The organism is Streptomyces sp. NPDC055239 (genome assembly GCF_053606205.1).
The window spans coordinates 17,068-31,104 of record NZ_JBSGRD010000026.1; the positions used below are offsets into that span (position 1 = coordinate 17,068).

Sequence of the window (14,037 nt, forward strand, 5' to 3'; positions counted from 1 at the left end):
GGAGGAATTCCATGGACCTCGAACTCCGAGGTAAGAAGGCCCTGGTCACCGGCGGCACACGCGGTGTCGGCCGGGGCATCGTGCTCGCTCTGGCGCACGCCGGCGTCGACGTCGTCACCTGCTACCAGCGCGAGAGCGACTACGTCACCAGCCTGGAGCGGGAGCTCAAGGAGATCGGCGGCGACCACCATGTGCTGCGCGCCGACCTCTCCCAGCCGCAGGAGATAGTCACCCTCCTCGAGCGGGTGAAGGAGATCCACGGGAAGATCGACCTCCTCGTCAACAACGCGGGCGCGATCAGCCACATCCCGTACGCGGACCTGTCCCTCGAAGAGTGGACGCGGATCCTGACGACCAACGTCACGGGCGCCCACCTGGTCATCCAGCACGCGCTGCCGCTGCTGGGCGAGGGCTCCTCCGTGGTCAGCATCGGTTCCAAGGCCGTCGAGGCCGGAATCCCGCTGCGCTCGCACTACACCGCGACCAAGGCGGCGCTGGTCGGCCTCAGCCGTTCGCTGGCCAAGGAGTTCGGCCCCAAGGGCATCCGTTTCAACGTGGTCGCGCTCGGTGTCATCGAGACCGAGAACTTCCACGCCCTGCCCGAGGACCAGCGCACCCTGATGACCGAGCGCTACAGCGCCAAGACGGCGCTCGGCCGGCTCGGCCGGCCCGACGAGGTAGCCGGTGCGATCCTCTGGCTCGCCAGCGACCTGTCCCGCTACGTCACGGGCAACACCATCGGCGTCGACGGAGGCATCTCCTGATGGCCTTTCGCGTGATGCTCCGCCTGGAAGTGGTGCCGGGCAAGGAGAACGAGTTCGAGAAGGCCTGGCACCAGGGCACCGACGCGGTGACCGGACACCCGGCCAACCTCGGCCAGTCGCTCTCCCGCGAGGCCGGCCAGGAGAGCACCTACATCATCATCAGCGACTGGGTGGACGAGCCGCAGTTCCGCGAGTTCGAGGAGAGCCCCACGCACCTCGAACACCGGGCCACCCTCCACCCGTTCCGCAAGGGCGGTTCCTTCCACGTGATGGAGATCCTCACCCACATCGAGGGGAAGGCCGCCGCCGATGCCCGGTGAGGTCCGGGTCCTTGTCTTCCAGGCGGCCCACGACGAGAAGCAGCTGGCCCAGGTCAGGGCGGCATACCACCAGGTGAGCGAGCGCCTGGCCCAGGTGCCCGGCATGGTCGGCAACGAGCTGCTGCGCAGCCCCATGGACGCCAGCGTGCTCGTCGTGATGAGCCGCTGGGAGTCCCTGGCCGCCTTCCAGAAGTGGGAATCGGGCGCGGACCACCGTCAGGACACCGCGCCGCTGCGGCCCTTCAGGGACACGCGAACGGCCGCCGGGTTCGCCATCTATGAGGTTGACGCCGCGTACTGAGCGGTTCCGCCCGAGAGACCCGAGAGAGAAGAGATCTTTTCCATGGACAACCGACAGGTCGCGTTCCTCGGTCTGGGCAACATGGGCGGCGGCATGGCCGGCCGGTTGCTCGACAGCGGATACGAACTCACCGTCTACAACAGGACCGCGAGCAAGGCGGCCGCCCTGGCACAGGCGGGTGCCACGCTCGCCGAGGCCCCCGACAAGGCCGCCGCGGACCACTCCGTGGTGATGCTGAGCCTCAGTGACGAGAAGGTCGTCGAGGACGTTCTCTTCGGCAAGGTGGTGCCGGTGCTGGCCCCCGGCACCGTCATCATCGACACGTCCACCGTGTCGCCCGGCTACGCGCAGCAGGCCGCGCGGCGGCTGGCCGACAAGGGCCTGCGCCGGGTCGAGGCCTGCGTCGTCGGCAACCCGCTGCAGGCCCGCACGGGCGAACTGCGGGTGTACGTCGCCGGTGAGACGGCGGACCTGGAGGCGGTGCGCCCGATCCTCGAGACGATCGGCAACGACGTCGTCCACCTCGGTGCCCCCGGCACCGCCGCCAGCATGAAACTCATCCTCAATCTGCTGCTGGGCGCCCAGGTCGCCTCGCTGGCCGAAGCCGTCGCGTACGGCACCGCCGCCGGACTCGACCGCGATCAGCTGCTCGGCTCGGTCGCCTCCAGCGGGTTCAGCTCGATGGTGATGCGCTTCAGGGCCGAGCTGATGCGCTCACGCCGGTACGAGCCCGCCTTCTTCCGCTCCGAGCTGATGGAGAAGGACATCCGGATCTCGATGGAGGCCGCCGAGGCCCACGGCATCGCGATGCCCGTACTCGGCGTCGTCCGGGAGCAGTTCGCCGCGGTCATCGCCGCCGGCGACGGCGACAAGGACGCATCAGTGATCGCCGAGCACCACGCCTAGGACCACTGGGGACGAAGGGATGTGAGGCTGTGCAGGATATGAGCCTGAGTACGCTCCACAACACGGACGTGCTGGTGGCCGGCGGGGGACTCGCGGGGTTGACGACCGCTCTGTTCCTTGCCGGGCAAGGAGTCGAGTGCCTGCTGATCGAGGGCGCGCGCGAGCGGCCCAAGCTCCCGCGCATCCTCGGCATCCACCCAAGGGCCATGGAGCTGCTGCGCTCCCTCGGCCTGGAGGAAGAGATCCGCGAACTGCCCACGACCCGGGCGCTCGCCCACAATTCGGGGATCGTGGTCGCCGATTCACTGGCGGGCCTCGAGCAGGGCGAACTGAGCGAGAAGTACGTGATGGACGTGCGCACTCCGCTCGGTCTGCTCTCCCCCACCAGCTGGTGCCTGTGCGACGAGGGCGAACTGGAGGAGCTGCTGAGCGCCAAGGCACAGCAGCTCGGCGTCGTCCTGCGCGGCAGCAGCACCCTTGTCTCGTTCGACCAGGCGGACGGCCAGGGCGACGAAGTGACCGCGGTGGTGCGCGACTCGGCGAGCGGCGCCGAGCGGATCATCAAGGCCTGCTACCTCGTCGAGGCCGACGGCACAGCCGGGGTGGTGCGCGACGCCCTCTCCATCCCCTTCGAGGGGGAAGTCCTGGGCCAGTACGTCACGGTGCGGTTCACCGCCGACCTGCGGGCCGAGCTCGGGGACCGCAGATTCCTGATGTGCTACACCGTCAACCCCGCCCTGCGCGGGGCGCTCATGCCGCTGGACAACGCCTGTGAGTGGCTGCTCCACGTCTCCTACGACCCCGCTCGCGAGCCCCTCGACTCGTTCACCGAGGAGCGGTGCGAGGAACTGGTGCGGCTGGCGACAGGAGTACGGGATCTGCAGCCGAGGATCGCCGAGGTCAGCGCCTGGGAGGGGGAGGCCAGGGTCGCCGGGCGGTTCCGGGACGAGCGGGTCTTCCTGGTCGGCGACGCGGCCCATGTGATGCCGCCCAGCGGAGGGTTCGACGCCGGTACCGGCATCATCGACGCCCACAACCTGGCGTGGAAGATCTCGGCCGTGCTCAATGGCTGGGCCGGCAACGAGCTGCTCGAAAGCTACGACGAGGAGCGCCGTCCCGTCTGCGCGGCCACGGTGGAGCAGGCCGTGCTGCGGGCCAAGGACCGGCCGCGGCTGCTCGGCGCGGACTCCGGGCCGGTCAGCTCCGACCTGGTGGAGGACCCGCTGGTCTGGTTCAACCCCCGCTACCGGTCCTCCGCGCTGACCCCCAGGGACGCGGGAATCTATCCCGGGGACGGGCTGTGGGCGGCGGAGAACGACGGCCGCCCCGGCAACCGGGCGCCCCATCTGCGGCTGCGGCACGGCGGCTCCGAGGTGTCCGTGCACGATCTGTTCGGGCACTCGATGGTGCTGCTCACCGGACCCGACAGCGAGCCCTGGAAGAAGGCGGCGCGGGCCGTCGCCGCCGACCTGGGCATGCCCTACTCGGTGTACGCGGTGGGCACCGAGCTGACCGATCTCGACGACCGCTGGCCCGAGCTGTACGGGGTCACGGCACAGGGCGCCGTCCTGGTGCGCCCCGACGGCATCGTCGCCTGGCGCTGCGCCGACGCACCGATCTTCACCACCAACACATTGCGCGCACTGACGAAGCGGATACTCCGGCTCGACCAGCCGGCTGCGAGGGAGGAAAGGTAATGGAGAGCGAGAGCGGCCTGGCGCCGGGCGGGCCCTTCCGGGTCATCCTGCGCATGGAGGTCTTTCCCGAGATGACCGCCGACTTCGAGAAGGTCTGGCTGTCCATCGGCGAGAGCATCGCCCATGAGCCCGCCAACCGCGGGCAGGTCCTGGTCAGATCGACGGAGGAGGAAGGCATCTACTTCGTCTTCACCGACTGGAGCAACGAGCAGGAGTTCCGCGACTTCGAACTCAGCCACCGCCACACGCTGAACCGCCAGCGGCTCAAGCCGTTCCGCCGCAGCGGCACCATGGACGTCACCGAAGTGGTCCACCGGCTCGACCGGGTACCCGCCACGTCCTGAGCGCCGCCCCCGAACCGAACGTCGGGTGTCCCTCGCACGGATCCCCCTTCCGGGGCGAGGCGGCGCCCGGCGTTCGCGCGTGTGGGTTCAAGCGATCCTCAAGGAGCACCGGCACATGCTGGGCAAAGATGTCTTGACCGATACTTTGCCCTGCCGCGGGGCCTGTCCGGAGGAACCGAACCATGACACCAGCCCGTCCAGGCCGCCGCCGATTCCTCAAGATCGCGGGTGTCACGGTGGTAGTGGCGGGAGGCGGCTGGGGGGCCAACTTCCTCTCGGTCTACTCCGACCACCAGATGAGCAACGTGGGCAGTCTCAAGTTCCGCAACCGGCTGCGCGTCCCGGAGCTGCTGGACCCCAGGCCCTCCGAGGACGGCCGCAAGCAGTACACGCTCAAGCTCGCGCAGGGCACGAGCGAACTGCTGTCGGGAAAGAAGACCAAGACCTGGGGCGCCAACGGCAGCTACCTGGCGCCGACCATCCGGGCCCGCCGCGGCGACAAGGTCTCGATGGCCGTGCACAACGGCCTCCCGGACGCCACCACCATCCATTGGCACGGCATGCACCTCCCGGCGGCCATGGACGGCGGCCCGCACCAGATGATCGAGCGCGACGGCACCTGGAAGCCGCAGTGGACCGTGCACCAGCCGGCCTGCACCCTCTGGTACCACCCGCATCCGCACGGCTCGACCGCCAGCCACGTCTACCGGGGCATCGCCGGAATGATCATCCTGGACGACGAGCACTCCACGGGGGCGCCACTGCCCTCCGAGTACGGCGTCGACGACGTCCCGCTGGTCATCCAGGACAAGAACTTCCACGACGACGGATCCCTCGACTTCAGCGAGAGCTCCTTTCGCGACACCATCGCCGGAATGGACAGCCTCGGCATCCTCGGGGACACCATCATCGTCAACGGCACCCATGACCCGTACTTCCGCGTCACCACCACCCGCGTCCGCCTCCGGTTACTCAACGGCTCCAACGCCCGCGTCTACCAGCTGGGTTTCCCCGACGACCGCACCTTCCACCTCGTCGCCGCCGAGAACGGGCTGCTGCAGCGGCCCCGGCCCCTGACCCGGCTGCAGCTCGGCCCCGGCGAACGCGCCGAGATCGTCGTGGAGTTCAAGCCGGGGGAGGAGGCCGTGCTGCGCAGCTTCCCGCCCGGCCTCGGCATCGGCTTCCCGACCGACCGCTTCCACGGCGGCGACGACACCTTCGACATCGTCGCGCTGCGCGCCGCCAACACCCTGCGGCCCTCCCCGGCGCTGCCCACCCGCTTCGCCGGTGCCCCCGCCCCGATCAAGGTGCCGCAAGAGGCGAAGGTGCGGAAGTTCCACTTCGTGGGGACACAGATCAACGGCAAGTCGATGGACATCAACCGGGTCGACGAGGTCGTGCCCGCGGGGACCACCGAGATCTGGGAGATCGACCGGGGCGACGGGACGCTGCACTCGTTCCATGTGCACGGCGCGACCTTCAACGTCCTGGACGTGGACGGCGACGAACCGCGCGAGGAAGCGCGCGGCCCCAAGGACACCGTCTATCTGCCCGAGTCCGGCAAGGTCAGGCTGGCGGTCCGGTTCGACACCCTGACCGACGACCGGGTGCCGTACATGTACCACTGCCATGTGCTGCGCCACGAGGACGAGGGGATGATGGGCCAGTTCCTCGTCGTCGCGCCGGACCAGGTGGACCGGGCCCCCAGGACCATCGAGGGATCCTCGCACAGCGGCATGGGCCACTGAGCCGGACCGCTGCCTGCTGAACGCAACGCGCGCCGGGCCCGGGGATCTTGCTCCCCGGGCCCGGCGCGCGCCGCGTCCAGCGGCTCAGAGGGCGAGCCGCACCCCGTACCTCCGCAGCCAGGTGTTCAGCTGGATCGGCAGCTCGACATTGGCCCGCCGGGCCCACCGGTTCAGGCCCTCGGGGTCCTTCAGCGCGGCCCGTGCGGCCGGCACGTCGAGCAGCGGCAGGACCGGCGCCTGCGGGTCGTCGAGCAGCGCGTGCATCTCGGTGCGCAGCGCCGCCTCGTACCCGGGATCGAGGGTGACCGGGTACGGCGTCTTGCGGCGCTCGATCACGCTCTGGGGCAGCAGGTCGCGCACCGCGGCGCGCAGCAGGCTCTTCTCCTGGCCGTCGAAGTTCTGCATGTCCCAGGGCAGGTTGTAGGCGTACTTGACCAGCCGGTGGTCGCAGTAGGGCATCCGCACCTCCAGGCCGACGGCCTTGAACAGCCGCTCGGTGTGCCCGTTCTGGTTCTCCATGAAGTTGGTCAGGTGAACCCAGCAGAGCTCCCGCATGTGCTTCTCGTGCTCGGACATGCCGGGCAGGTGCGGGGCCTCGGACACCGACTCGCGATACCGCCGCGCCGCGTACTCCAGCGGGGCCAGGTCCTTCAGCAGCCCCGGGGCGAAGAGCCCGCAGCCCAGCCCCGCGGCGTCGTCGCGGACCACACCGCGGGCGACCCACGGGAAGGTCTCCATGGTCGACTCCACGGGGTCGCGGTTCCAGGCGACCCCGTGGAAGAGCGAGTCGGCGGCCTCACCGGTGAGGACGACCTTGGCGTGCTCGCTGACGGCCCGCGCGAGGAGGTACAGCGAGGTGTTCATGTCACCCAGCGGGGTGGGGTAGTCCTTGGCGCGCAGCACGGCGAGCCGGGCGATCGGGTCGCTCAGGTCGGCCGGGTCAAGGACCACCGTGGTGTGGTCGGTGTCCAGGTGCCGCACCACGTCGGCCGCGAAGGGGGCATCGGGTGAGTTGCGGGTGTCGGTCGCCTTGAAGTTCTGCGCGTGCTGGGCGAAGTCGACGGTGAAGGTCCGCACCCGCTCGCCGGCCTTGCGCAGTTCACGGTCGGCCAGGCCCACCACACCGCTGGAGTCCAGGCCGCCGGAGAGCAGCGAGCCGAGCGGCGCCTCGGTACGCAGGTTGCGGCCGATGCTCTCCTCGAGCAGCCCGCGGATCGTGGCGACGGTCGTGTCGAGGTCGTCCGTGTGCTCGGCCGCCTCCACCGACCACCAGCGGGTCTTGACCGTGTGTCCCGCCTTCACCAGCAGGTGGTGTCCCGCGCGCAGCCGGTGCATGCCGCGAAACGGCGCCACGTGCGGCGTACCGGAGTACGTGAAGATCTCCTGCAGCCCCTCGGCGTCCACCTCGGGCTCGACCTGCGGATGCGCCAGGATCGCCTTCGCCTCGGAGCCGAACACCAGCCCGGTGGCGGTCGGGTAGTAGAAGAGCGGCTCCACGCCAAGACGGTCGCGGACCAGGAAGAGCTCCTGCTTCCTGGCATCCCAGACGACGCCGGCGAAGGTCCCCTCCAGCCGGTGCACGGCCTCGGCGCCCCACTCCAGATAGGCGAAGAGCAGGATCTCGGTGTCGCCGCCCGACCTGAACCGGTGGCCGCGGGAGGCGAGTTCGGCCCGCAGCTCCTGGTGGTTGAGGATCGAGCCGCTGTGCGCGGCCACCGCGACAGTGCGGCCGTCGTGCTCCAGGGTCACCGGCTGATGTCCGTCGGCGAGGTCGAAGACCGCCAGCCGGCGGTGGCCCAGGGCGGCCCGCTGGCTCACCCAGATCCCTTCCCCGTCGGGTCCGCGCTGGGCCATGGCAGCCGTCATGGCCAGGACGGTGCTGCGCTCCCGGGTGAGGTCCCGGTCGAAGTCCACCCAGCCGGTTATTCCAGACATCTTCTCTCCATCGTTACGGGGGGTGAGCAGGCGTGGTGAACTACCGGGCCAGCACGGTGGCCAGGGCGTGAGCGAGCACGGCGTCGGGGGTCTCGTGCCCGGCGGGCGCACGCCAGGCCACCACTCCGTCGGGCCGGACCAGAACCGCACCCCGTGCGGTCACACCGAAGGTGTCCGGCCACTGCCCGGACGGGTCCGAGGGCCCCTGGGGCGAGCCGATCCGCTGGACGTCGAGGGTGATCCCCAAGCGCTGGGCGGCGGCCTTGCCCGCCGTGGCCCAGTCCTGGGCCCCGGGGCCGGTGAGCAGCACCATGGAGCGGTGGAACAGGTCGAGGGTCGACAGCGGCTGCCCGCCGTGCTCCAGAGCCACGTGCGGTGCGCGGGTGCCGGGGGCGCCGCCGGGGGCCGGATTCCACACCCCGCCCGGCAGCGGGTGCTCCTCGGCTCCCGCGAGCACGGCGCCGGAGCGGTACTGCCCGCCGAACCAGATCGCGGTGTCCTCGACGATGTCGGGGTTGGCCGGAGCCGGTTCCTTGTCGGCAAGTCGCGGCCGGTCCTTCGAGCGGAGCACGGCCTGTTCCACGATGGAGGCGCCGAGGGGCCTGCGCTCGGCGTCGTAGCTGTCGAGCAGCCCGCGGCCCGCCTCGCCGCGCAGGACCGAGGCCAGCTTCCAGGCCAGGTTGTGCGCGTCCTGGACCCCGGTGTTGGAGCCGAACGCCCCGCTGGGCGGCATGACATGGGCGGCGTCGCCGATCAGGAACACCCGGCCGGAGCGGTACGCCGACGCCGAACGCCCCGCCGCTTCCCAGGGCATGGCGCCGAGCACCTTCACCGCGAGCTCCGGAACCCCGGCCGCCGCCCGCACCAGCTCCTGGCAGCGCTCGTCGGTGAACGAGGCGGGGTCCTCGACCGTCGGGTCGAACGTGGCGTGCAGCAGCCAGCGCCGTGCGTTGTCCAGGGGCATCAGCGCACCGCGCACGGTGTCGTTGAACGTGTACATCATGATGAAACGGCGCTCGCCCAGCTCCTCGGCGAGATCGGCCTCGAAGTGCACGTTGAGGAAGTTGCCGGTGGTTCCCGGACCGTCGAAGCCGATGCCCAGCTGCGTGCGCAGCGGACTCGAGGGCCCGTCGGCGGCGATGAGGTAGTCGGCCTGCACGGTCCGGGTCTGGCCCGAGTCGCGGTCCCGGAGCACGGCGGTGATCCCGCGCTCCTCGTCCTCCTGCTGGAAGGAGATGAGCTCGGTGCCGTAGCGGAAGTCGGCTCCGAGTTCCTCCGCGCGCTCGCGGATGACCGGTTCGAACTCGTCCTGGTGGCACAGGCACCAACCGGTCGGCGACAGCGCGCTCAGGTCGGTCTTGACGTCCATGAAGTACGCCTCGTGAAGCGCGCCCATCTGGTGTCCGGCCAGGGACTGGCCGGCGTACACACCGCTGTTCTCGGCCAGGGCCCGTGCCGACTCGGTGGCCCGGACCCGGGATTCGATTCCGGCCGAGCGCATCAGCTCCATCGCGCGGGGGTTGATGCCCCGTGCCCGGGGGTGGGGCGACATGCCGCGGTGGCGCTCCACGACGAGGCTGGGCACGTCGTGCTGCGCCAGGAACAGGGCGGCCGACAGGCCGGCCAGTCCGGCACCCACCACCAACACGGGCGTGTGCTGTTGTTTGCTGGACACACCAATCCTCTCTCTGCACGTAGCTTGCTGCTCAGCGTGAGGGCCGCGGGTCGTAGCTCGATCGAGGCAGGCTGGAAGCCCGCGCGGCGCTCGCGCCGGACGCGCGGGCCGTGTGCGCAAGGTGCTCAAGGGAGGGGAGGATCTGCCTGACCGCACCGGCCCCGTAGGCGGAGCGCAGACGGCCGGCCAGGTCGTCCCCGTGCAGCGCGTACTCCTGGGTGCCTGCGGTCTCCAGGGCGACGGAGGCGACCGCGCTGCCCAGCCTGGCCGCGTCCACCGGGCTCAGGCCCCAGGCCAGGGCGCCCAGGAACCCGGCCCGGAAGGCGTCCCCGGCACCGGCGGGCTCCGCCGTCTCGCGCGGGGGCACGGCCGCCACGTCGAGGGGCAGCCGGCCTGCGCGGACGACGCGCGAGCCCCGGGCGCCGTGCGTGGTGACCCACGTGCCCACCCGGCCAAGGACCTGCTGCTCGGTCCAGCCGCTGCGCTCCTGGATGAGCACGGATTCGTACGCGTTGGTGAACAGGACCCGCGGCCCCTTGAGCAGGGCCCGCACCTGATCCCGCTCGAGGCGGTCCAGCTGCCCCGCGGGGGCCGCGACGAAGGGGATCTCGAGCTCCACGCACTGACGGGTGCGGCGGACCATCGCCTCGGGGGCGTCCGAGGACACCACGACCAGGTCGAGGGGGCCGGTCTGCTCCCGCACCTGCCGGAGGTCGCCGGCCTGCTGGTCGGCGACCTCCGTCCCGGCCGCCCCGATCAGCAGGGGCGCCAAGCCCAGGGAGCCGAGCCCAAAGGCGATGTTGGCCGCGCGCCCGCCGGAGTGGATCCTGGGCTCGTCGGTGCTCAGGGAGAGGGAGAGCTTGTCCAGGCACTCCGCGATGAACTGCTCGGCGAAGGTGCGGCCACAGGCCGTCAGCTGGTCGGTGGCGATGGAGCCCGTCACTGCAATGCGCATGTCTACTCCCGTATCTGGTGAGGGATCAGATCCCGGCTGAGTCCCGCAGCAACAGTTCGCGGCCGACGAGAAGGTGATCGGGGTCACAGTGGGCCGGGCGGCTTGCGTCCTGCTCGACAACGCGTCCAGCGGAACCGGCCGCCACGCGAAGCGCCGCCACGCGAAGCGCCGTCGCGCGGACGGCGGGTCCGCGCGACGGCGCTTTGGGAACGACGGTTGCGGGCCGCTCAGCCCGTGGGGGCTTCCTGCGCGGCGGTGCCGCTCTTCTCCTCCTGGCCCGCGTCGCCGGCCTCGCCCCGCTCGGGCGCCCGGGCCTTCTTGGGCAGGGCGAAGGTCAGGAAGAAGCCGAGGACGATGATCCCGACCTCGTACCAGAGGACCTTCGCGGTGGCATCGGAGAAGCCGTTCTTGCGCGAGGCGTCGCCAGCGTCGGCCAGTGCCTTGCCGACCGGCCCGCTCTGCGCCGGTGAGACAGTGCCGGCAGGGACGATCGCCCGGCAGCGGGCGGGCGCTTCCCGCTCGTCGGTGTTCTGGCCGCTTTCCCTGGCACAGGCGCTGAAGTTCGTCACGATCTGTTCCCGCCCGGGCGAGGCGACGCCGACCTTCGCGAGCTCCGAGCGGAGCGCTGGCAGGGCGTCGTCCGTCGCGGGTCCCGCCTGCCCGGCGAGCAGGTTGAAGAACAGCACCCCGATCACCGCGACGCCGGCTGCGGCGCCCAGCTGGTCGGCGGTGCTCAGCAGGCCGGAGCCGGAACCGGCGTGTTCGACCGGGACGCCGCCCAGGACGATGTCGACCACCGGCGAGATGACGAAGCCGAGGCCGAGGCCGAGCACGGTCAGCGCGGGCGCGAGGTCCCAGCCGGCGAGGTCGCCGCCGTAGTGGTCCACGGTCCAGATCAGACCGGTCATGCCGACCCCCATGACCACCATGCCCAGGCTCAGCACCTTGCGCCCCATCTTGAGGGCGAGCACCGCGGAGAACGAGGACGTGATCATGGCGCCGAAGGAGAACGGAATGGTGGCCAGGCCCGCCGCGAGCGGCGAGAAACCCAGGCCGACCTGCAGATAGAGGGTGAAGGGGAAGAACAGCCCCGAGATGATCGCGAAGAAGCTCAGCATCACCAGGAGCCCGGCCACGAAGGACCGCTCCTTGAAGAGGCTGGGCTCCACGAGCGCCGAACCGTCCCGGGCCGCCTTCTTCCTCTCGTACAGAGCGAAGACGACGAAGAGCGGCACCGAGCAGGCCATCGCGATGAACGTCCAGGCCGGCCAGCCGGACTCCGGGCCTTGCACCAGCGGGTAGAGCAGCGCCAGCAGCGCCAGGGTGATCAGCGCGACGCCCACCAGGTCGAGGCGCTGGACGCGGGGCGACCTGGACTCGCGTACGTATGCGGCGACACCGATCAGCGCGACGACCCCGACCGGAACGTTCACCAGGAAGATCGGACGCCACGACCAGCCGAAGAGGTCCGCGTCGACCAGGATGCCGCCCAGCACCGGGCCGAGCATCGCCGCCACCCCGGAGAGCGCCCCGAACATGCCGAAGACGGCGGCCCGTTCCTTGGGCGGGAAGGTGACCTGGAGGAGGGACAGGCCCTGGGTCATGACCACCGCGCCGCCCAGACCCTGCAGCACACGGGAGGCGATGAGCATCTCGATGCTCTGTGCCACGCCGCACAGGAGCGAGGCGAGGACGAAGAAGCCGATGCCCAGCGTGATCATCCGCTTCCGGCCCAGCATGTCGCCGACCCGGCCCACGGTGACCAGACTGAGCGCGAAGGTGAGCGTGTACGAGGCGGCCACCCACTGCAGGGCCGCCTTGCTGGCCTCGAGCTCGCTCTGCATGACCGGCAGGGCCACGTTCACGATCGTGGTGTCGATCAGGTCGAGAGCGATGGCCACCAGGATCACGGCGGCCGCCCGCCACCGGCGAGGATCGGGCTCCCGCGCCTCCTCCTCCGTGGCCGGTGTCCTGTCTGCTGCCTGCGTCACGGGATCTCCCTTGTGGCACGGATGGCGGTCTTCGGCGGCTCTCAGCCGGGCGCGCACAGATCCGCTTCTGGCCGGGATCGTGTCCGCGCCCGATCGGGTTCCGCTCGAGCGCCGGTTGATCACCCGGCCGCCCGCACCCGCGGTGATGTCCTCGATCGGGACTTGAGCGGCGGCGCCGATGATGGCCGCCGCGGTGACGGCACGGGCCGCCGCCCGGAGGGGAGCATGAGGGATGAGGCTGTATCTTCTGCGGCTCGGCACCATAGCCGGGCTCGAGGCACCGGTGCCCGGCTATCTGATCCGTACGGACGACGGCCGCAACGTCCTGATCGACACGGGTGCTGCCGCCGACCCGTCGCCCGAGGCGCGGATCCGGGTGGACGAGGGACAGGACGTTCTGGCGCAGCTCGCGGCGCTCGGGGTACGCCCGCAGGAGATCGGCACGGTGGTCTGCTCCCACCTCGATCCCGACCACAGCGGGTACCACGCGGCCTTCCCCGGAGCCGAGTTCGTGATCCAGCGCGCCCACTACGAGCTGGCGCTCGCGGGCACGGTGCCCCGGCTCGAAGCGGCCAGGAAGCTGTGGGACGTCCCCGGGCTCACCTACCGGGTGGTCGACGGCGACAGCGAACTGCTGCCCGGCGTCGAGCTGGTGGAGTCCAGCGGGCACATCGGCGGGCACCAGTCCGTGCTGGTACGGCTGGTGAACTCCGGCCCGGTGCTGCTGGCGGTCGACGCCATCCCGATGGCCGCCGCCCTCGATCCCGACGAGCGGCCGGTCTTCCCGTTCGACCTCGACGAGAAGGACGTGCGCGAGAGCACCCGCAAGCTGGTCGCACTGGCCGCCGCCGAGGGCGCCCTCATCGTCCACGGGCACGACGGCAAGCAGTGGGCCGACCTGCGCGTGGCCCCCGCCTACTACGACTGACAACGGGAAGGGACCGGCATCATGAGCAGCGAGCGCATCCGTGTGGTCATCTACCTCCGTGCTCCCGACGGGGGTTCGGAGCAGCTGGAGAAGGCCTACCGCGAGATCAGCTGGGTACGCGGCGACGCACAGGGATCCGCCATCGAGGGGCTGATCCGCAGCGAGCTGCTGAGGGACGTGGACCGTGCGGGGGAGTACGTACTGCATGGCGAGTGGGAGAGCCTGGAGGCCTACCGCACCTGGCAGTTCGGCCCCGACCACGCGGGCAACCCCTCGGCGCTGCGGGACTACCAGGACCGGTCCAGGGGCCGGCACTACGCCGTGTACGGCATCACGTCCGGGCACTGAGAGCCCGCCCCCGCCCAGGGGGCCACGGGAAGCGGCGCCCGGACCCCGGCCGGGCGGGGGGCGCCGTGGGGTCCGCGGCGCCAGGCACCCGCTGGGGGGGGGGCCCCCCGGGGGGCACCAACACC

13 protein-coding genes are annotated in these 14,037 nt (G+C 70.8%); 9 read left to right on the forward strand and 4 right to left on the reverse strand.

Annotated elements, in window-relative coordinates:
- The first annotated feature begins 11 nt into the window (after nucleotides 1–11).
- The 7 genes from ACWFRJ_RS43780 to ACWFRJ_RS43810 all read left to right on the forward strand — a co-directional run bounded on the left by ACWFRJ_RS43780 (nucleotide 12) and on the right by ACWFRJ_RS43810 (nucleotide 6,080).
- Nucleotides 12–764: an SDR family NAD(P)-dependent oxidoreductase gene (locus ACWFRJ_RS43780; RefSeq protein WP_453544536.1), complete on the forward strand. Its 753-nt coding sequence runs from the start codon at nucleotides 12–14 to the stop codon at nucleotides 762–764.
- Nucleotides 764–1,084, forward strand: coding sequence for an antibiotic biosynthesis monooxygenase family protein (locus ACWFRJ_RS43785; protein WP_453544538.1), 321 nt, complete (start codon nucleotides 764–766; stop codon nucleotides 1,082–1,084). Before ACWFRJ_RS43780 ends, ACWFRJ_RS43785 begins: the two co-directional genes overlap by 1 nt.
- Nucleotides 1,074–1,385 (forward strand): antibiotic biosynthesis monooxygenase family protein, encoded by a 312-nt coding sequence (locus tag ACWFRJ_RS43790; RefSeq protein WP_453544540.1) that lies wholly within the window; start codon nucleotides 1,074–1,076, stop codon nucleotides 1,383–1,385. The genes ACWFRJ_RS43785 and ACWFRJ_RS43790 overlap by 11 nt, the downstream gene beginning before the upstream one ends.
- A gap of 42 nt (nucleotides 1,386–1,427) precedes the next feature.
- Complete coding sequence (locus tag ACWFRJ_RS43795; RefSeq protein ID WP_453544542.1) at nucleotides 1,428–2,291, forward strand: NAD(P)-dependent oxidoreductase; 864 nt, start codon at nucleotides 1,428–1,430, stop codon at nucleotides 2,289–2,291.
- 38 nt (nucleotides 2,292–2,329) lie between these two features.
- Entirely contained in the window at nucleotides 2,330–3,988 is a 1,659-nt protein-coding gene (locus tag ACWFRJ_RS43800) for an FAD-dependent monooxygenase (protein WP_453544544.1), read from the forward strand.
- Entirely contained in the window at nucleotides 3,988–4,332 is a 345-nt protein-coding gene (locus tag ACWFRJ_RS43805) for an antibiotic biosynthesis monooxygenase family protein (RefSeq protein ID WP_453544546.1), read from the forward strand. Before ACWFRJ_RS43800 ends, ACWFRJ_RS43805 begins: the two co-directional genes overlap by 1 nt.
- Nucleotides 4,333–4,514: 182 nt before the next feature.
- A complete protein-coding gene (locus ACWFRJ_RS43810) occupies nucleotides 4,515–6,080 on the forward strand; it encodes a multicopper oxidase family protein (protein ID WP_453544548.1) in 1,566 nt (521 codons plus the stop codon).
- Nucleotides 6,081–6,164: 84 nt separating this feature from the next.
- On the opposite strand, the gene asnB is transcribed toward ACWFRJ_RS43810, so the two are convergent.
- The 4 genes from asnB to ACWFRJ_RS43830 form a co-directional block, all read right to left on the reverse strand.
- Nucleotides 6,165–8,015: an asparagine synthase (glutamine-hydrolyzing) gene (gene asnB, locus ACWFRJ_RS43815; protein ID WP_453544550.1), complete on the reverse strand. Its 1,851-nt coding sequence runs from the start codon at nucleotides 8,013–8,015 to the stop codon at nucleotides 6,165–6,167.
- Between the two features lie 40 nt (nucleotides 8,016–8,055).
- Nucleotides 8,056–9,690: an FAD-dependent oxidoreductase gene (locus ACWFRJ_RS43820; RefSeq protein ID WP_453544552.1), complete on the reverse strand. Its 1,635-nt coding sequence runs from the start codon at nucleotides 9,688–9,690 to the stop codon at nucleotides 8,056–8,058.
- 31 nt (nucleotides 9,691–9,721) lie between these two features.
- Entirely contained in the window at nucleotides 9,722–10,645 is a 924-nt protein-coding gene (locus ACWFRJ_RS43825; RefSeq protein ID WP_453544554.1) for a PfkB family carbohydrate kinase, read from the reverse strand.
- A 227-nt stretch (nucleotides 10,646–10,872) separates the two neighbouring features.
- The gene (locus ACWFRJ_RS43830; protein ID WP_453544556.1) at nucleotides 10,873–12,636 is read right to left on the reverse strand and encodes an MFS transporter; all 1,764 of its coding nucleotides are present in this window, start codon (nucleotides 12,634–12,636) and stop codon (nucleotides 10,873–10,875) included.
- A 232-nt stretch (nucleotides 12,637–12,868) separates the two neighbouring features.
- On the opposite strand from ACWFRJ_RS43830, the gene ACWFRJ_RS43835 reads away from it, so the two are divergent.
- Together ACWFRJ_RS43835 and ACWFRJ_RS43840 are read left to right on the forward strand one after the other, a co-directional pair.
- Nucleotides 12,869–13,564 (forward strand): N-acyl homoserine lactonase family protein, encoded by a 696-nt coding sequence (locus ACWFRJ_RS43835; RefSeq protein ID WP_453544558.1) that lies wholly within the window; start codon nucleotides 12,869–12,871, stop codon nucleotides 13,562–13,564.
- A gap of 21 nt (nucleotides 13,565–13,585) precedes the next feature.
- A complete protein-coding gene (locus ACWFRJ_RS43840) occupies nucleotides 13,586–13,912 on the forward strand; it encodes an antibiotic biosynthesis monooxygenase family protein (RefSeq protein ID WP_453544560.1) in 327 nt (108 codons plus the stop codon).
- Nucleotides 13,913–14,037: the final 125 nt, after the last annotated feature.